The sequence below is a fragment of the Bacteroides intestinalis genome, from assembly GCF_003464595.1.
In the GTDB taxonomy this organism is placed as follows: Bacteria; Bacteroidota; Bacteroidia; order Bacteroidales; family Bacteroidaceae; genus Bacteroides; species Bacteroides intestinalis_A.
This window is the reverse complement of sequence record NZ_QRZF01000017.1, coordinates 1-22,651: the sequence shown is the minus strand read 5'-3', so window position 1 is coordinate 22,651 and position 22,651 is coordinate 1. Positions and strand designations below refer to the sequence as shown.

The following is a 22,651-nucleotide window of genomic DNA, read 5'->3' as shown; positions in this document are numbered from 1 at the left end:
GACCGACACTTGAATTTTAATCAAAGAAGTCATCCAAACCAGTTTCTGATGCCGGTTCAGAATTAACGTCCCCGTTATCCTTACAGGGATCGAAACCTTCCGGAAGTTGGAATGTCTCATTTTCATCATATCCCAGTGTCTTGTCTCCAAGTACTTTTACCATATATTTAGACCAAATAGGCAATGCCATAGAAGCACCTTGCCCATGCAGCATAGTGTCGAAATGAATATCGCGTTCTTCACCGCCAACCCAGCATCCGGATACCAGTGAAGGAGTAAAGCCCATAAACCAACCATCTGCATTATAGTTAGTTGTTCCGGTCTTACCACCCATATCAGCTTTTACACCTAAACGACGAACACGTCCACCTGTTCCCTCATTGATTACGGCACGAAGCATAACCAACATCTTATAAGCACTGGAAACACTGACAACTTCTTCCATTTCCGGAGAGAACGTAGCCAGTACATTACCATCACTGTCTTCTATACGGGTTACAAACATAGGTGCCACACGAATTCCTTTATTGGGGAATGCCGTATATGCACTTACCATTTCTCCTACTGAGATCTCGCAAGGTCCAAGGCAAAGAGCAATAGAAGGTACTATCTCACGATTGCGCACGCCGAAACTATGTAACAATCGTTTCAGCTCATACGGGTTTAATTTACTCATCAATCGTGCCGTAATCCAGTTGTCCGAATTAGCTAAGCCCCATTTCAAAGTCACCATTTCTCCGTAGCGTTTAGTATTTGCATTACGGGGTGCCCAAGGGTTACCATTTTCATCGAAGCCCTGAAATTCCACATGTCGCATCTCATCGCAAGGAGAAAATCCATTCTCCATAGCCAGTGAATATACATAAGGTTTCATAGTAGAACCAATCTGACGACGTCCTACCATTGCCATGTCGTATTGGAAGTAATTATAATTAGGCCCGCCTACATACGCCTTTACATGTCCGTTGTGCGGATCCATTGACATAAAACCGGCACGAAGGAAGTGTTTGTAATAACGGATAGAATCCATAGGTGTCATGATCGTATCCTTTTCACCATTCCAGGTAAATACCGACATTTCTTCAGGCGTATTGAAAGCCTTTTCTATTTGAGCATCCGATGCTCCGGCTTTCTTCATGGTCCGATAACGATCAGACTGTTTCATGGTGCGGGCAAGGATTTCATCTACCTGATCCTTCGTAATTCTATTACTGTAGGGTGCTTGTTTCCGTCCCTTCTTTTCTTTAAAGAAATAGCCTTGTAGTTCTTTCAGGTGCTCTTCTACTGCCTCTTCTGCATATTGCTGCATACGGGAGTCAATAGTCGTATAGATTTTCAGACCATCCGTATAAAGGTTATACTTTGAACCATCTTTCTTTATATTCTTTTCGCACCAGCCGAACAGAGGATTATTTTCCCAATCAAGAGAATCTTCATAAAATTTTTGCATCTGCCAGCCCCTATAATCTCCCTTCACAGGCTTCTTGGCATTTAATACTCCACGCAGATATTCACGGAAATAGGTCGCCATACCTTCTTTATGGTCAACACGGGTATATTTCAAGGTCAGTGGAAGTGCTTGCAGTGAATCACATTCTTCGGCAGTGATATATCCTGCTTTACGCATTTGATCGAGCACCACATTACGGCGTCCGCGTGAACGCTCGTTGAAACGAACGGGATTATAAAGAGCCGGATTTTTACACATACCAACTAAAGTGGCAGCTTCTTCTATTTTTAAATCTTTAGGTTCACAGCCAAAGTAAGTGTTGGCTGCAGTTTTGATACCGACTGCATTGTTTAAAAAGTCAAATTTATTAAGATACATCGTAAGTATCTCTTCCTTGGTATAGTAACGCTCCAATTTCACAGCAATTACCCACTCAATGGGTTTCTGAAACAAACGTTCCATTACATTGTCCGCACTGGGCGAATAGAGTTGTTTCGATAATTGTTGGGTAATCGTACTACCCCCACCTGCATTCTTCTGGAATAATAAACCACGCTTCACAATGGCGCGAAACAGAGCAATAGCATCAATTCCGGAATGCTCGGCAAAACGCACATCTTCTGTTGCAATCAATGCATTGATGACATTGGGGGATAAATCATTATAGCCCACATATACACGGTTCTCTTTGCTAAACGAATAAGTACCAAGTACCTTCCCGTCTTCCGAGAAAACTTGTGTAGCAAACTTATAATTGGGGTTTTCCAGATCTTCAACAGGAGGCATATAGCCTATCCAACCTTTAGCAATGGAGAAGAAAACAGTGACGCAAGCCAATACTATGACGGCTAAGAATATCCAAAGGATTTTTATGATGTTCTTTATCATGTTTATTACTGTAAATTCACTAAATCAATAAAATAGATTACCTGTAAAAATAACAAGGCAAAGGTACGGAATTATATTGGAACACCCTTATAAATTCTATAGAAAACTCTTAAAACGCCACACTTTATCATCCAAAATGCCACATCTTAACGGGTAAAACGCCACACTTCAGCAAGCACAAAGTGTGGCATTTCGGAGAATGAAATGTGGCATTTCCGATGATAAAGTGTGGCGTTTGAGGGGATAGAATATGGCATTTTGGTGACCAAAAAGGTGGGGGAATTGAGCATTTTAGAGGCATTTTTTGCTTGGAAATCGACTGTTCCCATGCTGTTTTCGCTTAGGGAAAAAGTAAAAAATCGAAGAATAAATTATTATTATTCAACACTTTAGTCAAAACAAATAGTACATTTTTCTTTCTTATATATTCTTTATATAATAACAACAGCAGAAAAGAAAAAGAAAAGCTGCTGCTGATGCTGGTAATGATCCAAGCAAATTCCGGCATTCATTTCACCACATGAGCAGCTTCATCCCATGGGATTGTTTTTTTTGTCTCATGAGATATTTTTTTTCATCCCACGGGGCAAAACTTTTTGTCCCATGAGCTGAAGATCTCCGGCTATGGAGACGAAAAAAACTTCTAAATTTTCTCCCGTCTTTCTTCCGTACTCCGCATCTTTTCCGTACCTTTGAACTCTCGAAAAGAAACAAAATAACGAACGATATGGAAAACAGAAGTTTAGTCACCATTGCCGAGCATAGCAAGGAAAAAATCCTCTACATGATCGAGATGGCGAAGCAGTTTGAAGCCCGTCCCAACCGTAGGCTGCTGGAAGGGAAAGTGGTTGCAACCCTCTTTTTCGAGCCGTCTACCCGTACAAGACTCAGTTTTGAAACAGCAGCCAACCGCTTAGGAGCCCGTGTAATCGGGTTTAGTGACCCCAAAGCAACGAGTTCTTCGAAAGGCGAAACCCTGAAAGATACCATCAAAATGGTGAGCAACTACGCCGATATCATCGTGATGCGGCACCATCTGGAAGGAGCAGCCCGCTATGCCAGCGAAGTAACCACAGTACCTATCGTCAATGCCGGAGACGGAGCCAACCAGCATCCTTCACAAACGATGCTCGACCTCTACTCCATCTACAAAACCCAGGGTACACTGGAGAACCTGAATATTTTCCTCGTTGGTGACCTCAAATATGGCCGCACCGTACACTCACTGCTGATGGCAATGCGTCACTTCAACCCAACTTTCCACTTCATAGCTCCTGATGAATTGAGAATGCCCGAAGAATACAAAATTTACTGCCGCGATCATGGCATCAAGTACGTGGAACATACGGACTTTACGGAAGAAACCATAGCAAATGCCGACATCCTCTACATGACTCGTGTGCAGCGTGAACGCTTCACTGACCTCATGGAGTACGAACGGGTGAAGAACGTCTACATCCTGCGCAACAAAATGCTGGAACATACCCGTCCTAATCTGTGTATTCTGCATCCCCTGCCCCGCGTCAATGAAATCGCTTATGACGTAGACGATAATCCGAAAGCTTACTACTTCCAGCAGGCACAAAATGGTCTGTATGCCCGTGAGGCTATTCTCTGTGATGTATTAGGCATCACACTGGATGAGGTGAAAGCCTGAATTGTACTTTGTAAATTGCTAAATTGTAAATTGAAAGATGAGCGAAAAAAAACAAGAATTACAGGTTGCCGCATTAGAAAACGGTACAGTTATCGACCATATCCCCTCTGAAAATCTGTTCACTGTAGTCTCTTTACTGGGACTGGAACACATGAATAACAATATCACCATTGGCTTTAATCTCAAAAGCGGAAAGCTGGGAACTAAAGGCATTATTAAAATTGCGGATAAATTTTTCTGCGATGATGAAATTAATCGCATCGCTGTGGTAGCACCTAATGTGAAGCTGAATATTATCCGGGATTATGAAGTGGTGGAAAAACGTGAAGTTAGCCTTCCTGAAGAACTTCGCGGCATTGTAAAATGTGCCAACCCCAAATGTATCACGAACAACGAACCCATGGCGACGTTATTCCATGTAGTAGACAAGGAAAATTGTGTGATCCGATGTCACTATTGCGAGAAAGAACAAAACAGGAACGAAATTGAAATAATATAAAAGCTCGTAACTCTTTAGTCATGAAACAAGACTGGAAGCCCGGAACAATGATTTACCCGCTTCCTGCCGTATTGGTAAGTTGCGGAAGCACTCCGGAAGAATACAACATAGTAACAATTGCATGGACGGGAACGATTTGTACGAACCCGCCCATGTGCTATATTTCAGTACGCCCGGAACGTTACTCTTACGAAATCCTGAAACGGAATATGGAGTTTGTCATTAATCTCACGACCAAAGATATGGCGCGTGCAACGGATTGGTGTGGCGTACGTTCCGGGAAAGACTACAATAAGTTCGAAGAAATGCATCTGACACCGGGAAAAAGTACTGTGGTCAATGCTCCCCTTATTGAAGAATCCCCCTTGTGTATAGAATGCCGTGTAAAGGAAATCATGTCACTCGGCTCGCATGATATGTTTATTGCCGATGTGGTAAACGTACGTGCCGACGACCGGAACCTGAATACGGAAACCGGAAAACTGGAACTGGCGGAAGCTAATCCACTGGTTTATGTACATGGAGGATACTATGAATTGGGTGAAAAGATCGGTAAATTTGGCTGGTCTGTTGAGAAGAAAAGATAGTGATTAACGGTTAGTGATAAGTGATGAACAAAGTTTTGAAAATATTTATCCTGTGCCTTTTGTTTTTCCCCGCTACAATGTGGGGGCAATCTCATCTTGTGCCTGGCACGGCGGTTGAAGAACCTCTGAGCAAACATCACCATGACCGTCCGGTGAACTTTGGTATTAAGGGTGGCTTCACCTCTTCCCTCTTTCTTGTATCCAACCTTACATTGAACGGTATCACCATAGACGAGGTGCAGAATAACTATAAGATAGGTTATTTCGGTTCTGTTTTTATGCGTATCAACTTTGAACGCCACTTCCTGCAACCGGAAATATCCTACAACATTAACCGTTGCAACATTACTTTCGAGAAACCTGCCGCAGAGGATGCCCCTTTGGAAATGGCATCTATTACGTCATCCATTCACAGCGTAGATATTCCTGTGATCTATGGATATAATGTTATCAAGGAGGGACCTTATAGCCTGGCTGTATTCGGCGGTCCTAAGTTCCGTTATATCTGGAATAAAAAAAGCGAAGTCACTTTTGAGAATTTTGACCAGCAGGGAATCAGCGAAAGATTGCGACCATTGAACCTCAGCTTCACCCTTGGAGTAGCCGTTACCATTTCCCGCATTTTCTTCGACTTCCGTTATGATATAGGATTACATAATATATCGCGCAAAGTGACTTATGATGATGGTGTCGTCGAAGGTGATCCACCCGCCGACGAAATACGTTTCCACCGACGAGACAATGTTCTCAGCTTTTCCTTTGGAGTATTCTTTTAGAAAGTAAATTTCTGTCTTTTCTGACAGTTTATTCATTTTTTTACCGTAAATTTGTGCGCTTAATAAGAGAACACAGATTTATCAAACTTATCTAAGTAAGCAAAATGAAAAGAGACGATTTAATTTTCGATATCATCGAAAAAGAACATCAACGTCAGCTCAAAGGTATTGAACTGATTGCATCAGAGAATTTTGTAAGTGACCAAGTAATGGAGGCAATGGGCTCCTGTCTCACTAACAAGTATGCAGAAGGTTATCCCGGCAAACGTTACTACGGAGGCTGCGAAGTAGTAGACCAGAGCGAACAAATTGCTATCGACCGCATAAAGGAAATCTTTGGTGCAGAATGGGCTAACGTGCAACCCCACTCAGGCGCACAAGCTAATGCAGCTGTATTCCTCGCTGTATTGAATCCGGGTGACAAATTCATGGGATTGAATCTGGCTCACGGCGGTCACCTCTCACACGGTTCTTTAGTAAATACTTCCGGTATCATCTATACTCCCTGTGAATATAATCTGAATAAGGAAACCGGTCGCGTAGACTATGACCAGATGGAAGAAGTTGCTTTGCGCGAAAAACCCAAAATGATTATCGGTGGTGGTTCAGCATATTCCCGCGAATGGGACTACAAGCGTATGCGCGAAATCGCAGACAAAGTAGGTGCTATCCTGATGATCGATATGGCTCACCCTGCCGGACTGATTGCAGCCGGATTGCTGGAAAACCCTGTGAAGTATGCTCATATCGTTACTTCTACCACACATAAGACTTTGCGTGGTCCTCGCGGAGGTATCATCCTGATTGGCAAAGACTTCCCTAATCCTTGGGGCAAAACGACACCGAAGGGTGAAATCAAGATGATGTCTCAGTTGATCGACTCAGCCGTATTCCCGGGTATCCAAGGTGGTCCGTTGGAACACGTCATTGCATCAAAAGCTGTAGCATTCGGTGAAATCCTGCAACCTGAATTCAAAGAATATGCTGCCCAAGTGAAGAAGAATGCAGCCGTACTGGCACAAGCATTAATCGACCGTGGCTTTACAATCGTTTCCGGTGGTACGGATAATCACTCTATGCTGGTCGACCTGCGTAGCAAATATCCTGATCTCACAGGTAAAGTGGCTGAAAAAGCATTGGTATCTGCCGATATCACTGTAAACAAAAATATGGTTCCGTTCGATAGCCGCTCTGCATTCCAGACTTCCGGTATCCGTCTGGGTACTCCTGCCATCACTACTCGTGGCGCTAAAGAAGATCTGATGCTGGAAATTGCAGAAATGATTGAAACGGTTCTGTCCAATGTAGAAAACGAAGCGGTTATTGCCGAAGTTCGCGCACGCGTGAATAAGACTATGGAAAAATATCCGCTGTTTGCATACTAAGAAAACGTATATAAAAACGTTATAAAAAATCCGCAGCCTAATGAAAGACTGCGGATTTCTTTTTTATGTCTAATAGCTGATTTAGCTCAAGCCTTCTATATTTCCATCCACAATATCAATATGCATAGCCTGCGGTTCTTTGGGAAGCCCCGGCATACGTAAAATTTCTCCTGCAATGGCAACAATCATTTCCGCACCGTTATTGATTACAATATCTTTGATGTGGAATTCAAAATTATTCACTGCACCATATATCTTCGGATCGGCAGAGAAAGAATATTGAGTTTTGGCTATACAAACTGGATAATGGCCAATGCCCATCTTCTCTATCAGTTTAATGATTTTGCGTGAATGAATGCTATAAGTCACCACGCTGGCACCATATAGATTACAAGCTATCTTCTCTATCTTCTGTTCTACACTATCATCCTCACTATAACTGAAGTTCAAAGGTTCGGAAGGTTTCTTCTCAATAGCATCCACTACCAGATTAGCAAGTTCCACAGCTCCTTCTCCACCTTCTGCAAATGCATTATTGACAGCAAAGCCAACGCCTAATTTTTCCTCACAGTGATGACGGATCGCTTCCACTTCCTCATCCGTATCACTGGCAAAACGATTGAAAGCAACCACCACCGTCTGACCGAACGAACGCAGATTACGTATATGCTTATCAAGATTACCGAAACCTTGCTGCAATCCCTCCATATTGGGCTCTTTAATACGATCGAGGCTGACACCTCCATGCATTTTCAAACCTTGTGCAGTGGCAACAATCACAGTCAACTTTGGTTGCAATCCACTTTTACGGCATTTGATATTATAAAATTTCTCCGCACCGAGGTCAGCACCGAAGCCGGCTTCCGTTACAACATAGTCACCGAAAGTCATGGCCATTTTCGTTGCCAGAATAGAGTTACAACCATGTGCAATATTCGCGAAGGGACCACCATGAACAAAAGCAGCCGATCCTTCGGTAGTTTGAACTAAGTTCGGATTAATGGCATCTTTCAACAAGACAGTAATAGCTCCAGCAACACCTAACTCCTTCACTGTGAACGGACAACCATCAAAGCGGAAACCAAGAATAATATTCTCAATCCGTCGTTTCAAGTCGTCTATATCCTTTGCCAGACAAAGAATAGCCATAATTTCGGATGCGGGAGTAATATCGAAGCCGGACTCTTCAGTAATACCGTTTGTACTGGGACCTAAACCCGTGACAATACTACGCAAAGAACGGTCGTTCACATCCAGCACACGCTGCCAGATAATTTCTTTCAGTCCGAAACCGTCTGCCTGATGCTGATACAGATAATTATCGAGCAAAGCCGATATCATATTGTGAGCCGAAGTGATGGCATGAAAATCCCCCGTAAAATGCAGATTTATCTTCTCCATGGGAAGCACTTGGGCATAACCGCCACCTGCTGCCCCACCCTTCATTCCGAAACAAGGTCCTAATGAAGGTTCACGCAAAGCAACAATCGCCTTTTTACCAATTTTATTCAATCCCAAAGCCAGACCGATAGAAACTGTTGTTTTACCAATACCTGCTTTGGTGGCAGTAATGGCGGTAACCAGAATCAGGTTACTCTTCTTCACTTTCTCTTCATCAATCAAATTCGTTGGAATTTTAGCGATATACCGTCCGTAGTTTTCTACTTCTTCGCGCGGAATACCCACACCTTCGGCCACCTGCTTAATTTTCTTCAGCTCTATGCTGCGAGCTATTTCAATGTCTGATTTCATACAGAGTATTTTTTAAAATAACAACTTTCTTTTTGAAAGCTACAAATGTACGAAAAAGAGTGCAGATAGCAAGATTTTAGAATAAGAAAGCCTCTGCTGTCTTATTCAAGTGTCAAAGCGATACCTTCTACTCGATCCGGTTTTGAACCTTCCGGCTCGATCATATCGAAAGAACGTGTTCCGGCCGGCAATGGAGCGAAATAAAGAGTATAATCAGCTTCCCCACTTTCCGGCATGTAGAATTTTTCCCCTAAAGGAATACCTTCCGAACGAAGCACAGGACATACAGTTCCATTGTCCGCTACCAACTGGATATTCTTCATTATTTGTATCCAGTATTTCGGTATATAATAGGCACGAATCCGCAGAATCGTAGCAGTATCCGTTAATACAACCTGGCGAATTTCAGGAATATCGTTATTGCTTTTCTTCACAGTCGGGAAGTTCACCACTTTATGTCCATTCTCTTCCCCTAAGCTCATCACATATTCGTTTGCATTTAGCAGGCGGCGAAATTTTCGTTTCAAGCTGTGTGCACTATATCCGAACCATTTTTCTACGATGCGTCCTTCAGGTGAAATAAGGACATAATTTGGAATTCCACGTACTCCGTATTTGGCAAATAATCCATTGCTTCCTTTCAATTCATTCAGATTCTGCCAAGTCATTTCATGGGTTTTAGAAGCAGTTTCCCAACCTTTCTTGGTATCGATGCTCAGACTTACTATTGTCAGGCGATCTTTGTACATCTCAGCCACTTCCTTCATTTCGGGTAGAGCCATAAGGCACGGACCGCAACCACGACTCCAGAAATCCAACATGATATATTTGCCTTTAAAATCAGCCAAGTGGTGTACATTTCCTTCCAGATCATACAAATCAGCATCTGCCATTTCATCACCCACTTCCACTACTTGGGGAGGAAAGAGATATGTATATGTATTCATTGCCAAATCGGTCTGTTTTTCTTCATTGGTCAGTCCTTCATAGAGAGCAATCACTTCTTCTTTATAAGGATAATTTTCAGTATACTTTGCTGACATTGCCAACTTCTCCAATTGCTCCAGCCAAATATCGTCAACAGGAATCTGCTTCATACGTTTTATAGTGTTGGCATCAATACGGATCGTAATTTCATCTTCCAGCTTCCGTAAACTATCAGCTTGTGCACGTATCGCCTGTCTTTCTTCGTCCACCGCACTTCCTGCATACTTCCGGCGATATGCACGCTGCAACAAAGAATTGCGCTGATATTCATTCCACAATTCGCGTGAGTCGTTTATAAAGGCCTGATTAGCTACTTGTTCCGGAACAGTGCTTTCCACATTCCAAGTTCGTATCAGTGTGTTTTCACCGCTTATCCGTATATTATCTCCCGGACGAACCCAAAGCCTTAAACTCATGGAAGGAAACTTATCACTTCTTCCCATCATATCCACTATTTCTGTTTCGTTCCCCAATGTTTCTGCCTGAAAACGAAAATGTCCGTTACGAATCGTATCAACACCGATACTGTTACCCACATTTCCATCTAAACGAAACAAAGTGATTAAAGCTCCGTCTTCTACATTCTTTACTTGCCCTTCTATTGTAAAAGTCCCTTGAGCTTGTGCTGCCCAAACACTTGTCATTAAGAACAGCGTTACAATCTCTTTTTTCATATACGTGCTGTTTAGTTATAAAATTATATATCTATGCACAAAACTATATGATTTCTCCGAGATCGGCAAACAAAATTACGATTATTTCGTAATAACCTGTTTCCTTTATCATTAAGTATCTTCTACCGGGCGTTTTTACTTTCAGTCAATATATATCCGTCCATCATCCGTATGATTCTTTCTGCTTCGCGGGCATTCTCTTCAGAGTGGGTAACCATAACAATAGTAGCCCCATCACGATTCAGCTCTTTCAGGAGATTCATCACTTCATTACCGTTCGTAGAATCCAGATTTCCCGTAGGTTCATCGGCGAGGATAATACGGGGATTGGTAACAATGGCACGCGCTATGGCCACACGCTGCTGCTGTCCACCAGAAAGTTGTTGCGGATAATGCTCGGTGCGGTGAGCTATTTGCATGCGCTCCAAAGCCTCATTGACACGTTTCACACGCTCACGCGTGGACACTCCGGCATAAAGCAAAGGAAGTTCCACGTTTTCAAAGACTGTAAGTTCATCTATCAGGTTGAAACTTTGGAATACAAAACCAAGATTTCCGTTACGCAAATCCGTACGGTCATTCTCGGAGTAGTGGGAAACTTCCTGATCCAGAAACCAAAGTTCACCGGAAGTGGGATTGTCAAGCAAACCTATCATATTCAGCAAGGTAGACTTGCCACAACCGGAAGGTCCCATAATGGCTACAAACTCTCCCTGATTGATTTCTAAACTTACTTCATTCAATGCAGTGGTCTGTACGCTTTCCGTACGAAATATTTTGGTGAGGTTAACTGTTTTAATCATAATCGTATATTGTATTGTTATTATCTTAAACATTTATTTATTCATATCTCAAGGATACTACCGGATTTTGAGAAGCCTTCCGCCAGGTTTGCCCGATGACCGTAAGCAAAGTAATCCCTGCAATGACTGCTCCTGCCAATATGAACAACCACCAACTTATGGCAGTCTGATAAGCAAATTCGCTCAGCCAACGGTACATAAGGTAATATCCAATGGGAGATGCCACAACAAAAGCAATTCCCACCCATTTGAGGTATTCCATACAGAACATCTTAACGATCCGGTCGGAATGGGCACCGTTCACTTTACGGACACCGATTTCTTTCGTTCGCTGTTCCGTGGAGAGGGCAACCAGGCCAAATACACCCAGCATAGCAATAAGGATGGCCAATACTGTGAAGAATAGCAACATCCGGCTTTGTTGATGTTCCTTGGCATAGTTCTTATTCAATGCATCGGAAAAGAACTGGTAACTGAAATCCTTTACGAACAAATCATCCTGTACAGCCATCTCTTCGTATTTTCTCTGAATGAATTTCAGAGTCTCCTGCCGATGTTCGGGAGCTATTTTTATATGCATATACGATAATGCTTCCGGAGAATAATAAAGAATAGCAGGTTTTATCTTTTCGCGCAGAGACTGGAAATTGAAATCTTTCACCACTCCTACAATATGCATCTTACCCCAGGTACTCATTTGTAACTCCATACCGATAGGATCAGCTACCTTCATGCCCTTCCAGGCAGCCTCGTTAATCACAATACCGGGATTCCTGTCTCCCCAGTATTTTTCAAAATCAGATTCCAGCAATTTCCCTTTTATCAACTCCAAACCAAATGTCTTACTAAAATCCCCATCTGCAAATACCATTACCATTTTTAGCGAATCTTCCTGTCCGTCTATATTTGTCCAACGGAATAGGTTACCGTCTCCATGGGCTTCACCTTCTCCAAGGTTCTCGATAGGTGCTCCCATAGATATACTTTTCACATTTGGATTTCTCAATAATTCCTGCTTGAATCCAGCCACATTATACCATAAACTGGTATAGACGGATACCACATTTTCCTTATCAAGTCCCAAATCTTTGTTTTGCATATAGTGAAGCTGTTTAAAGACGATAGCAGTCAGCAACATCAGCGTAAGAGCTATAATAAACTGTATGCATACCAATCCTTTGATAAGTCCTCCCTTCTTACCTGTTTTCTGTCCACCCTTAAAAGCAAGTAATGGATTGATGGAAGAAAGATAAAAAGCCGGATAACTCCCTGCCAAACAGCCGATTCCTACTATACCGAACAATATATAAAAGAAGACAGCCCAACTTAGCCGCAGTGAGATTTCCGTATCCATGAACTTATTGAATAACGGCAACATCAACTCTGTCAAAGCTAATGCCAGTATCAAAGAGATGAATGCCTGCACCAGACTTTCCGAAAGAAACTGTGAGATCAGAGTTTTCCGCTTGGCGCCTGTTATTTTGCGTACGCCTATTTCTTTATAACGCATGGAAGCCCGTGCCGTAGAAAGTGTTGTAAAGTTGAAGGCTCCCATAAAGATAACTAATATAGCCAGAGCTGTAAACAGATAAATAGTGGCCATGTTGCCATGATTCTTTACGCAAGGATCGGGAAAAGTAGTATTCAGATGAATATCTTTGACTGATTGAAAACGCAACAAAGTTCGCTTTTCCCCAAACTTACTAAGCGCCCGACTCATGCTTTTCAATTCCTGCTGATACATTTTTCCTTCGTCACCAGCCTTCATCTTTACATATACATGGATACTCTCACGAAAATGATCCCAATCATAACCCATCATCCCCATGCCATAAGCCTCCATCGGATAAACAATATCAAACCGGATATGGCTCTTTGAAGGTATCTTCACCACTGCAACTACATTATAGATTCTTTCTCTTCCATATCCGCTATAAGTTAATTTCTGTCCTACTGCCGGTTTCTTACCAAACATTTTCTGTGCCGTCAATTCCGACAAAACGACATTATCAGGATTATTACTTATATACTCCGGATTTCCTTCCAACACCGGAAAAGGAAATATCCGAAAGAATGCAGAATCAACATATACCCCATGTCCGCTGATCTTCTTGTGGCCTTCCGTCTCAAATGTATGCAACTCTCCATACTTAATAGCTGAAGCTTCCTCTACTTGTGGAAATTCTTCACGAAAGACTTTAGTAAGCGAACGTACCGTCGAAGGAGACTCCTTTATTTCCCCACTCGGCTCCCGGTTCACCTCAATAGTCCGGTAAATACGATTCACTTCGGGAAAGCAGTCATCATACGTCAGTTCGTCTACTACCCAAAGGTAGATGAGGAACGCCGCCGCCATGCCGAATACAAAACCCAGCATATTGATGGAAGAAAACAAGAAACTCCGCTTTATAAGCCGAAGCGCAACTTTCACATAATGCTTTATCATCTGTTATTCTCCTATTTTAATTATTCTATGGTTAACACTATTAATTCATCATCCGGTATATCCTGTCCTTTCAGAACATCCGGATATTTTTCTTTCATCTTCATTGCATCGAGACAAGTATAAGGGATATTTCCAACTACTCCATCGGGATAAAACGACATATTTGGTTCGCCATCGGCAGTAAGATACGGAAATTCGGGTTTTTCACTATTGCTTTCAGGAGGAAGTGCAAAGAAGTCTCCGGATCGCTTATCATATATAAGTGAATAAAGAGAAACGGATTTAGCTTTCCGGGCATTGGGTGAGTCATACCCTTTCGTTATTTTGATAAACAGGTGGCGATCTGTCTCCAGCCACCGATCCACAAAATAAGAATCATCCACATTACTGCCACCTATAACCTTCTGCCCATCAGCGCGCTGTAAAGAGCCAAAATCCAATCGATAAATAGCTTTCAGCGTGGATGAATTTTCCAGTTGGTAAAGCGTATTATCATAGGCTAAACATATATGCGTTTTACCTTGATAATCATAAATATGCCATGGCTCTCCGCTCCGTACAGAACCGCCACTTCCTGAAGGGGGATAATCCGGTGAGTGAGTCGGCTCGAAATAACACAGGGTATCTCCCTTTAGCTCATTGGTGTAAAAGCGACTGGAGTAAGGTATGCCACGTATAAAACCTTCCGGTATAAACTTAAACAAAACTCTATAACCCAGATTACCCTGCAGAGGGATACTGTCTGCTATATCTTTTTCCATCAAAGGTTCTGTGGCAGCTGTTAAAACATCCCAGGGAAGAAAAGCCAGAAAGGTCCGGGATTTATTTTTTTCATGACCACGTACCGCATACGCCCCTTGAATTTGTTTATGAACATCATCATAATAGACACTCTGCAGTAGGGTGCGTAATTGGAAAAAGCCCCTTTTTCCGTCTCGTTGAAAAACAATATCATTTTTAAATAGCTGCTTGATAAGTTTAAAGCCTTTATCCAATAAGTAGATACCTTGGTAACTATTCAATAAGTAACCCTCTTCCACTGACATCAAACTACCGCCCATTGGCACCAATGCTCCTGTACGGTGGATACGAAGTGTACCGAGTTCGCTAACTTTCATAGAACGTACATTCTTCAACGCAGCCTGTACATTAAGGGTTTTCACTCCGGCAGTTTCTATTTTAGCTCGATATTTTATTCCGGCAGGAGGTGTATAATCTTCCGTAACTTCCGGCATTGCAGCAGAAGCCGCCTTCACGGCGGTTTCATGTTGCATGGCTTGCTCGTCCAAAGTCCGGACAATTTCATCTCTATTCATACCCGGATTCTTAGAACTACAAGCTATAAAAGAAACAATTAATACAATATAAATCAGTTTTTTGTGTAGCATATGTTTTTCTTATTCGTTTACTTTAAAATAGATGGCAACAACCATACCAAATGGTTAGATAGCTAATATACAAAGATTTATCTAAATGCTATCTGCACAAAATTGCACGATATCGTACACCGAATGCACGCTTCCGTACACTACTATCTCGAAAACTTTCTATATCTTTGCGATTGGTATGCGTACCAATCTTCACCAACAAGTCAAACCAATCCTTTCGAATTATGATGAAACGAGGTAAAATCCTAATCGTAGATGATAATGAAGACATCCTCTTCACTCTGAAAATGCTGCTGCGCCCTATTGCAGAAAGCATAACTACTCTAAATGACCCAAGAGAATTATTACCTGTCATCTCACGTACCCGTTTCGATGTTATCTTGCTCGACATGAATTTCCGTCAGGATGCTGTCAGTGGCAAAGAAGGCTTTCATTGGCTGGAAGAGATACTGAAACTGGATGCAAAAGCGGTCGTTATCTTTATCACAGCCTATGCAGATACAGAGAAGGCTGTGCAAGCCATTAAACAAGGTGCCACAGATTTCATTCCCAAACCCTGGCAAAACGAGAAACTGATAGCCACCGTCTCCTCCGCACTGCAACTCAGTTTCAGCCGGACGGAAGTAGAATCCCTGAAACAACAGAAGGAGACTTTAAAAGAACAAACAGAAGCTTTGACTCTTCCCCCTGAGCCAACGCGCGTCATCGGTGAATCTGCCGCCATGCAAGCTATTTTTCAGACGATAAGAAAGTTCTCCGAAACAGATGCGAACCTTTTGCTCCTGGGAGAAAACGGAACGGGAAAAGACTTGATTGCTCGCTTTGTTTACGAACAGTCCCCCCGAAAGAATGAGATATACGTACCTATCGATTTAGGAAGTATTCCGGACACATTGTTCGAAAGCGAATTGTTCGGATATGAAAAGGGTGCGTTTACCGACGCCCGCAAGAATAAGCCGGGACGTGTGGAAGTGGCTTCAGGCGGAACGTTGTTCCTGAACGAAATCGGCAATCTGAGTCTTCCGCTTCAAGCGAAGTTACTTTCGGTCATAGAACAAAGAAAGAGTTCACGGCTCGGTTCTACCACCTCCTACCCTGTAGATGTAAGGTTGATTTGTGCCACAAATACGGATTTATACAGTGCCATCGACGACGGACAATTCCGCCAGGATTTACTGTACCGCATCAATACGATTGAAATTCGTATTCCGCCTTTGCGGGAACGGGGAAACGACCTGTTCCTGTTAGCCGATTTCTTTCTCCAACGTTATCGGAAGAAGTATAAGAAAGAACTTCGGGGAATTTCCAAAGAAGCACGAAAGACGCTACAGCTTTACCGTTGGCCGGGCAATGTGCGTGAACTCGAGCATGCCATCGAACGTGCCGTCATCCTCTCTACAGGAACCATGCTGACTCCGGATGATTTCATGTTACGCAGTCCCCGGTCTTCCAATACTGTATCTGAAAAAGATAAGTATAATCTGGAACGGATGGAAAAGGATGCGATCAATGAGGTAATGAGAATGTGTGGCGGTAACATTACATTGGCAGCAGAAATGCTGGGAATCACAAGGACTTCACTTTATAGAAGGATTGAAAAGTTCGGATTATGAAAAGACAAACTTGGGTAAAAACGCCACTTTGGCTCACAATTACATTATTGATATGTTGCCTCGTTTCGGCTTGGTTGGCTGTACACGGCTTTTATTTTAGCCTGTTCGTGGCGCTCTGCCTCACGGCGTTTGTTGCTTATACCATATATAGGTATATCTTACGTTCTGCCCGTGCCATGGCCCAGTTTATCTGGTCTGTGCGCTACTCTGAATTTCTTTCTTCTCCCACTTCCAATCCCAATACCACCCAGCCTCTTCCCGAAGAACTGCTGACTGAAATGCAGGATGCCCTTGAACATTACCGGAACAACCTGCAAAAGAAAGAAAGCAAATTGCAATATTTTCAGGCACTTGCCAATCATATAGACATGGCTATTCTTGTTTATACGCCCGACGGGCAAATGGAATGGGTCAATGATGCAGCCAAACGCCTGATACATATCGATTGTCCGCATACGATAAATGATCTGGTCGACTTTCACTCCGATCTCCCGGCTAAGCTGCATACACTGAAAGCAGGCGATTTGTCCGTATGGCAAATCAAACAGGAAGAAGAGACTGTGCAATTCGCTCTTTCCGGTATGGAGTTTATCATTCAAGGCAGGAAACTTTTGATTGCCGGAATGAAGAATATCCATTCTGCCCTGGATAACCGTGAGACGGAAGCCTGGCAAAAGCTAATCCGTGTACTGACACATGAGATTATGAATTCCATTACCCCCATCATTTCGCTTACAGAACTTCTTGCCAAGTACGCCGACAGTCTGGAAGGTGACGAAGAAACCAAAATGGAAATCAGACAGATGTTGCAAACCATCGGTCGCAGAGGAAACGGGCTGGTACGCTTTATGAATAGTTACCGGGAAGTATCACATCTGCCCCACCCTTTATTGAAACTTTATAATGCCGGAGAATTGCTGAAAGGAGTCGTTCAATTGATGCAAAATGATACAGATGATCTACACCTCTCTCTTCCCAACGTTCCGTTGCGCTTGATTGCAGATAAAGAGCAAATAGAACAGGTACTTATCAACCTGATACGGAATGCCCGCGAAAACGAAGCGACACAAATCACTCTTTCCGCGGGCATAACTCCAGGAAATCACCTTTTCCTGCGTGTTACTGATAATGGAACCGGCATCGATCCGGAAGTTCAGGAACGTATTTTCATTCCATTCTTCACCACAAAACCGACTGGTTCAGGTATCGGGTTAACCATCTCGCGCCAAATCATGCACCAGCATCATGGCAGCATTACGGTGCAATCAAAAGTGGGAGAAGGAAGCACGTTTACACTTCTGTTCCCGATAGTTTAATAAGTGATTAGGGGTTAGTGATAAGTGATTAGTCTCCTTGCGGCATTATAGCGCAGCACTAATCACTTATCACTAACCCCTAATCACTTATTACAACGCTTTTTTATATAAATCCAGAATAATCTCCTTCGTCACCTCGCGAGGATTACCCGGTGTACAAACATCGGCAATAGCAGCCGTAGCCAGCTTGTCGAGATCGCTTTCCTTGATACCTAATTCAGAAAGGTGTTGCGGAATACCTACTCTTACTGACAGTGCTCTCACTGCATCTACGGCAGCACGTGCAGCTTCTTCCTGGCTCATTCCTTCTTTATATACTTTCATCGCCTTAGCAATTTCCACATACTTATCAAGCGCAGCAGGAGCATTGAATTCCATAATGATAGGCAGCAACAACGCATTAGCCACACCGTGAGGTATGTCAAAAATAGCACCCAACGGATGTGCCATACCATGAACAACGCCCAAACCTACATTAGAAAATGCCATACCTGCAATATATTGCGCTACCGCCATACCATTACGTGCTTCTGCATTTGTCGGCTCAAACACTGCTGTTTCCAGATAACGGGTAATCATTTCGATGGCTTTAATTTCAAACATATCACTCATTTCCCAAGCTCCCTTAGTAATCAGACCTTCAATAGCATGTGTCAATGCATCCAGTCCCGTAGAAGCGGTCAGCCCTTTAGGCAAAGTGTACATCAATTCGGCATCTACAATAGCGATGGCAGGAATATCATTCGGATCTACACATACCATCTTCTTTTCATTCACTTCGTCGGTAATCACGTAGTTGATAGTCACCTCGGCAGCCGTTCCTGCTGTAGTAGGCAAAGCAATGATAGGCACGGATTTCTTCTGAGTCGGCGCTACTCCTTCCAGAGAAACCACATCACTGAATTCCGGGTTATTAGTGATAATGCCGATAGCTTTTGATGTATCGATGGAAGAACCACCACCAATAGCCAGAATAAAATCAGCACCGGATTCTGCAAACGCTTTCACACCTGCATTTACATTGCTAACCGTAGGATTTGGTTTAATATCGCTGAATACAACATAGGGTATGCCTGCCTTATTCAGTACGGAAAGCACCTTGTCAGCTACACCAAATTTAATCAGATCTTTGTCAGTAGATACAAAGGCTTTTTTCAAGCCGAGACGTTTAATTTCCTGTGGGAGCACTTCGCGGGCACCCGGTCCGAAGTAGGATACTTCGTTCAAGACGAATCTGTTAATCATAATACGATAATTTAGGTTCCGCAGTGTCATTTTGAGATTGAGTGTGCGGAAGGTTTATACTTCATTTTGTTCCGACAAAATTAAGAAATATAGAGGAGGAAGGGACAAAAGATTCTGATTTTTATAGTATGCGGAATGTTTTTTAGTAATCATAAAAAAATAAGTTCTTCATTTAAATGGCAGCAAATCATTGAAAGATAAAGCAAACATGCTATATTTGTACTATCATTGAAACGATTATTAAAAACGATAGATATGGGAAAGAAAGAGACCAAAAAATATTCTGATATTCCGGTGCAACAAACGAACGCTTCCGAACCGTTAAGTATCTACGGAGATATAAATGCGATGAAGGTTCAATTGGTCAATCGTATAATGCGTATAGACGAACCGGAAGAATTGAATTCTGTATTGGAGTTTGTGAAAGAACGCATTGCACAAAAAGATAAATTTGAGCAGGAATGGGAACAGGGACTAACCGTTGAGGATTTCCGCATACAGTGTAAACGCAAATTAAAAGAAATGTATGCTCGCAACTAAAATCCTTATACACCCTTCTGTTTCAGATTTTTTAGAGGAACTTCCTAATATCCTGATAACTGAAGGTTATCTGAATATTTATGAAAATGCAGAACTACTTGTAGACGAAATTATCGATTTTATTCAGAAAATTCCAACGGCAGTTCATTACCACCTCAGCCCTGCAGCCGAAAGCCATTTTTCTCGTTACGGAGAAAATATGCAATACACTTTTTTCAAAAGAAGCAAGTCACCTCGTACAACATGGTATATCTTTTTCATTAAACAAGACGAACGTATTCTGGTTAAGTATATAACAAACAATCACAAGGAAGGACAATACATACGTTAAGATTTGCTACGAGCTACCAGTAACGAGTAACGAGTTGCTGCGCTGTACTCGTAGGCGAATAATTATTCGCCCATCTATCATGCCGAAAAGTACTTGTCACTTGTAGCTTGCAGCTCGTCACTATTTAAACCTCGACGTATCCACCTCCTCCCTCTTCTTCTCCCTATATCCTCCGAACTTATACGTAAACGACACCCCGATTTCCCTGAAACAAGCATAATCATTCGTCACGTTCTGCGTACCAAAGCGGATACGTGGTTTTATCTGTCCCGTCTCAAAAATGTCATTGCAATAAAGATTCAGAATAGCCTTTCCTTTGGCAAAGCCATACCGCAAAGCAGCATTTACATACCCTGAAGACGGTAAATCATAAATTCCCTGAGTCGCTTTACTACGAGCCATTCCTGTCAGTGTCAGTTTCAGATCAGGCTTCTTGGAGAGAGTGAAAGTATTTGTCAGTACGGCAATACCATAACAAATATTCCGGTTAAAAGGAATATCCCAGAAATCATCATCCTTCTCATGATGCCACACACCAATCAAAGTTAAACGAGAGTTTAACCATTGCTTTATATCAAATGGTATAGAAGCTTGTACTCCTGCTTGTTGTTGGTAATTAAAATTCAAATGCTTATAGATCTCCACCAGACGTTCGGAAGATTGATAAAGAGTCTGGGTAGAATAATCTTTCGTATGAGCAAACCATGCGCTAAAGATGTATTTACTCTTCAAAATATGTGTCAACTGAAGTTGATATTCCTGAGCCGGTTTCAGGAACGGGTTCCCATGTATTTCAGAATATCCACCGCCCAGATAAGAGATAGCGTCCTGCACCGCCCAATAATCAGGATAGTCCTTATCGCTGCTCAAAGCCAATTGCCAGACATAGCCGGGGGCAGGCATATAACTCAGATTAATGGTAGGATACCAATCCCACTGATTCCATACCGGCGTCTTGTAATGTTCCACGGCAAGCGAAGCGTCCAGGGAAAGTTTATCACCGAAACTTTTATTGAAACCCGCATAGAAGTTCAAAGTTTGTTCGCGACGGCGGGATTGCATATTATCGGGAATACCTGTGCTCACACCTGCCTTTGTTCCCGCATCCTTCTCCGTATCATAATAATATTGATAACTGTGGTCGATACTGGTCGTATAAACGGCACCATAATTCAATCCCCATCCACGACCCAGATTATGCTCCTGGGCAAGGAAAAATTTCCAGCGATTGATGCGCTGACAGTCTTCGGTATAAAAGGCAAGCTCTTCATCTTGCATGCTGCTATGCAATAACTGATCGGACGGAGAACGATAATAAGTCAGTTCAGCACCGGCTTTCAATCCGAAAGGTGTACGGTAATCCAGACGCCCGTTGTGCAGCCAATCGGTACTGTTGCTACGAGTATTGGACTGCTGCGTACCGTAAATATCCATCAAACTATGATGAGTCGAATAACTTCCATTATAAACAAAGCTCAGCTGATGGTCCTTGGCAATATTATAATCCATTCCTACCCGGAAACTATGAGTATGTGAACGGCTTCGGCCCATCTCATCGGTTGTGATGTGATGAACCGAACCGTCCGCCAGAGAGTGCATAGCTTCTTTATCGGTTAAAGAATATCCCCGTCCGTGGTTGTGTGAGTAAAGAAAATCTGCTGAGAATTTATTTCCGTTATAGATCAGGCTGGCACGTTCGTTGAAGCCCTCGTAATGTTTCTGATTATATTTACCATAAAGCTCTCCCTGCCAGGAAGACGGGCCTCCGGTGCTTTGTTTCAGTGTGATATTGATGAGTGCACCCCGCACCTGATAGCGTGCCGGAGCATTGTACATCACTTCCGCCTTCTCAATGCGACTGGACGGGATGCTTTTCAATAAAGAATAAAGCTGTTCGGTACTCATGGTGGTAACTTTGCCATCCAATATTACAGTTACCCCCTGCCCTGCCAACATCAACCCGCCATTCATCTCGGTTACGCCCGGCAGTTCTTTCACAGCATCATAAGCATTATCTACGGGTAGATTACCGATAAGACGCGGAAGATCGTACACCAGTTTACCTTGCTCCGCTTTCACGATGGGACGTTGTCCGGTAATCATTACTTCAGGAAGAGATTGATAAAGACTGTCCAGCTGCTTGTCTTGTGTTATAATACTGCCCGCGCTGAGCGTCCGTTCGCTCTCTACATCCGTACTCTTTGTTATTTCCTGAGCGGAAACTCCTGCACTCAATGCACATAGCATCAGGGAAAGATAGTAATAAGACTGACTTAATACAGAAATGGTTTACACCTATTTAACTAAAAACGGT

17 protein-coding genes are annotated in these 22,651 nt (G+C 42.7%); 9 read left to right on the top strand and 8 right to left on the bottom strand.

What is annotated here, in order from left to right; all coding sequences use genetic code 11:
- Positions 1 to 16 precede the first annotated feature (16 nt).
- Positions 17 to 2,338 (bottom strand): transglycosylase domain-containing protein, encoded by a 2,322-nt coding sequence (locus DWW10_RS19205; RefSeq protein ID WP_022391320.1) that lies wholly within the window; start codon positions 2,336 to 2,338, stop codon positions 17 to 19.
- A 727-nt stretch (positions 2,339 to 3,065) separates the two neighbouring features.
- Here DWW10_RS19205 and pyrB point away from each other — a divergent pair.
- The 5 genes from pyrB (at position 3,066) to glyA (ending at position 7,242) form a co-directional block, all read left to right on the top strand.
- A complete protein-coding gene (gene pyrB / locus DWW10_RS19200) occupies positions 3,066 to 3,995 on the top strand; it encodes an aspartate carbamoyltransferase (protein WP_022391318.1) in 930 nt (309 codons plus the stop codon).
- Between the two features lie 37 nt (positions 3,996 to 4,032).
- Positions 4,033 to 4,494: an aspartate carbamoyltransferase regulatory subunit gene (gene pyrI / locus DWW10_RS19195; RefSeq protein ID WP_007214025.1), complete on the top strand. Its 462-nt coding sequence runs from the start codon at positions 4,033 to 4,035 to the stop codon at positions 4,492 to 4,494.
- Positions 4,495 to 4,514: 20 nt separating this feature from the next.
- The gene (locus DWW10_RS19190; protein ID WP_022391317.1) at positions 4,515 to 5,081 is read left to right on the top strand and encodes a flavin reductase family protein; all 567 of its coding nucleotides are present in this window, start codon (positions 4,515 to 4,517) and stop codon (positions 5,079 to 5,081) included.
- A 23-nt stretch (positions 5,082 to 5,104) separates the two neighbouring features.
- Positions 5,105 to 5,857, top strand: a complete 753-nt coding sequence (locus DWW10_RS19185) for a porin family protein (protein WP_022391316.1) — start codon at positions 5,105 to 5,107, stop codon at positions 5,855 to 5,857.
- Positions 5,858 to 5,961: 104 nt separating this feature from the next.
- Positions 5,962 to 7,242, top strand: a complete 1,281-nt coding sequence (gene glyA, locus DWW10_RS19180) for a serine hydroxymethyltransferase (RefSeq protein WP_007218378.1) — start codon at positions 5,962 to 5,964, stop codon at positions 7,240 to 7,242.
- Positions 7,243 to 7,323: 81 nt separating this feature from the next.
- On the opposite strand, the gene DWW10_RS19175 is transcribed toward glyA, so the two are convergent.
- From DWW10_RS19175 to DWW10_RS19155, 5 genes are all read right to left on the bottom strand, one after another.
- The gene (locus tag DWW10_RS19175) at positions 7,324 to 8,994 is read right to left on the bottom strand and encodes a formate--tetrahydrofolate ligase (RefSeq protein WP_022391315.1); all 1,671 of its coding nucleotides are present in this window, start codon (positions 8,992 to 8,994) and stop codon (positions 7,324 to 7,326) included.
- Positions 8,995 to 9,095: 101 nt separating this feature from the next.
- Positions 9,096 to 10,655, bottom strand: a complete 1,560-nt coding sequence (locus DWW10_RS19170; RefSeq protein ID WP_118422106.1) for a TlpA disulfide reductase family protein — start codon at positions 10,653 to 10,655, stop codon at positions 9,096 to 9,098.
- A gap of 122 nt (positions 10,656 to 10,777) precedes the next feature.
- Entirely contained in the window at positions 10,778 to 11,458 is a 681-nt protein-coding gene (locus DWW10_RS19165; RefSeq protein WP_022391323.1) for an ABC transporter ATP-binding protein, read from the bottom strand.
- A 37-nt stretch (positions 11,459 to 11,495) separates the two neighbouring features.
- Positions 11,496 to 13,904: an FtsX-like permease family protein gene (locus DWW10_RS19160; RefSeq protein WP_118422105.1), complete on the bottom strand. Its 2,409-nt coding sequence runs from the start codon at positions 13,902 to 13,904 to the stop codon at positions 11,496 to 11,498.
- A gap of 20 nt (positions 13,905 to 13,924) precedes the next feature.
- Positions 13,925 to 15,220 (bottom strand): DUF4933 domain-containing protein, encoded by a 1,296-nt coding sequence (locus DWW10_RS19155; protein WP_259320507.1) that lies wholly within the window; start codon positions 15,218 to 15,220, stop codon positions 13,925 to 13,927.
- 293 nt (positions 15,221 to 15,513) lie between these two features.
- Between DWW10_RS19155 and DWW10_RS19150 the strand changes: the two genes are divergently transcribed.
- Together DWW10_RS19150 and DWW10_RS19145 are read left to right on the top strand one after the other, a co-directional pair.
- Positions 15,514 to 16,905 (top strand): sigma-54-dependent transcriptional regulator, encoded by a 1,392-nt coding sequence (locus DWW10_RS19150; protein WP_118422147.1) that lies wholly within the window; start codon positions 15,514 to 15,516, stop codon positions 16,903 to 16,905.
- Positions 16,902 to 18,221, top strand: a complete 1,320-nt coding sequence (locus DWW10_RS19145; protein WP_022392490.1) for a sensor histidine kinase — start codon at positions 16,902 to 16,904, stop codon at positions 18,219 to 18,221. The genes DWW10_RS19150 and DWW10_RS19145 overlap by 4 nt, the downstream gene beginning before the upstream one ends.
- 90 nt (positions 18,222 to 18,311) lie before the next feature.
- On the opposite strand, the gene fucO is transcribed toward DWW10_RS19145, so the two are convergent.
- Positions 18,312 to 19,466 carry a lactaldehyde reductase gene (gene fucO / locus DWW10_RS19140; protein WP_022392491.1) on the bottom strand — a complete coding sequence of 385 codons (1,155 nt, stop codon included), beginning with the start codon at positions 19,464 to 19,466 and terminating at the stop codon, positions 18,312 to 18,314.
- A gap of 255 nt (positions 19,467 to 19,721) precedes the next feature.
- Between fucO and DWW10_RS19135 the strand changes: the two genes are divergently transcribed.
- Complete coding sequence (locus DWW10_RS19135) at positions 19,722 to 20,006, top strand: hypothetical protein (protein WP_022392492.1); 285 nt, start codon at positions 19,722 to 19,724, stop codon at positions 20,004 to 20,006.
- Positions 19,993 to 20,337: a hypothetical protein gene (locus DWW10_RS19130; protein ID WP_022392493.1), complete on the top strand. Its 345-nt coding sequence runs from the start codon at positions 19,993 to 19,995 to the stop codon at positions 20,335 to 20,337. The genes DWW10_RS19135 and DWW10_RS19130 overlap by 14 nt, the downstream gene beginning before the upstream one ends.
- Before the next feature lie 120 nt (positions 20,338 to 20,457).
- Here the strand turns inward: DWW10_RS19130 and DWW10_RS19125 are convergent, their stop codons facing one another.
- Entirely contained in the window at positions 20,458 to 22,584 is a 2,127-nt protein-coding gene (locus DWW10_RS19125) for an outer membrane beta-barrel family protein (protein WP_118422103.1), read from the bottom strand.
- Positions 22,585 to 22,651: the final 67 nt, after the last annotated feature.

What these genes read in the sequence shown, in the direction of transcription:
- DWW10_RS19205 (WP_022391320.1), bottom strand. Translation starts at nt 2,338, where the DNA reads ATGATAAAGAACATCATAAAAATCCTTTGGATATTCTTAGCCGTCATA.
- pyrB (WP_022391318.1), top strand. Translation starts at nt 3,066, where the DNA reads ATGGAAAACAGAAGTTTAGTCACCATTGCCGAGCATAGCAAGGAAAAA.
- pyrI (WP_007214025.1), top strand. Translation starts at nt 4,033, where the DNA reads ATGAGCGAAAAAAAACAAGAATTACAGGTTGCCGCATTAGAAAACGGT.
- DWW10_RS19190 (WP_022391317.1), top strand. Translation starts at nt 4,515, where the DNA reads ATGAAACAAGACTGGAAGCCCGGAACAATGATTTACCCGCTTCCTGCC.
- DWW10_RS19185 (WP_022391316.1), top strand. Translation starts at nt 5,105, where the DNA reads ATGAACAAAGTTTTGAAAATATTTATCCTGTGCCTTTTGTTTTTCCCC.
- glyA (WP_007218378.1), top strand. Translation starts at nt 5,962, where the DNA reads ATGAAAAGAGACGATTTAATTTTCGATATCATCGAAAAAGAACATCAA.
- DWW10_RS19175 (WP_022391315.1), bottom strand. Translation starts at nt 8,994, where the DNA reads ATGAAATCAGACATTGAAATAGCTCGCAGCATAGAGCTGAAGAAAATT.
- DWW10_RS19170 (WP_118422106.1), bottom strand. Translation starts at nt 10,655, where the DNA reads ATGAAAAAAGAGATTGTAACGCTGTTCTTAATGACAAGTGTTTGGGCA.
- DWW10_RS19165 (WP_022391323.1), bottom strand. Translation starts at nt 11,458, where the DNA reads ATGATTAAAACAGTTAACCTCACCAAAATATTTCGTACGGAAAGCGTA.
- DWW10_RS19160 (WP_118422105.1), bottom strand. Translation starts at nt 13,904, where the DNA reads ATGATAAAGCATTATGTGAAAGTTGCGCTTCGGCTTATAAAGCGGAGT.
- DWW10_RS19155 (WP_259320507.1), bottom strand. Translation starts at nt 15,220, where the DNA reads ATGAATAGAGATGAAATTGTCCGGACTTTGGACGAGCAAGCCATGCAA.
- DWW10_RS19145 (WP_022392490.1), top strand. Translation starts at nt 16,902, where the DNA reads ATGAAAAGACAAACTTGGGTAAAAACGCCACTTTGGCTCACAATTACA.
- fucO (WP_022392491.1), bottom strand. Translation starts at nt 19,466, where the DNA reads ATGATTAACAGATTCGTCTTGAACGAAGTATCCTACTTCGGACCGGGT.
- DWW10_RS19135 (WP_022392492.1), top strand. Translation starts at nt 19,722, where the DNA reads ATGGGAAAGAAAGAGACCAAAAAATATTCTGATATTCCGGTGCAACAA.
- DWW10_RS19130 (WP_022392493.1), top strand. Translation starts at nt 19,993, where the DNA reads ATGCTCGCAACTAAAATCCTTATACACCCTTCTGTTTCAGATTTTTTA.
- DWW10_RS19125 (WP_118422103.1), bottom strand. Translation starts at nt 22,584, where the DNA reads ATGCTATGTGCATTGAGTGCAGGAGTTTCCGCTCAGGAAATAACAAAG.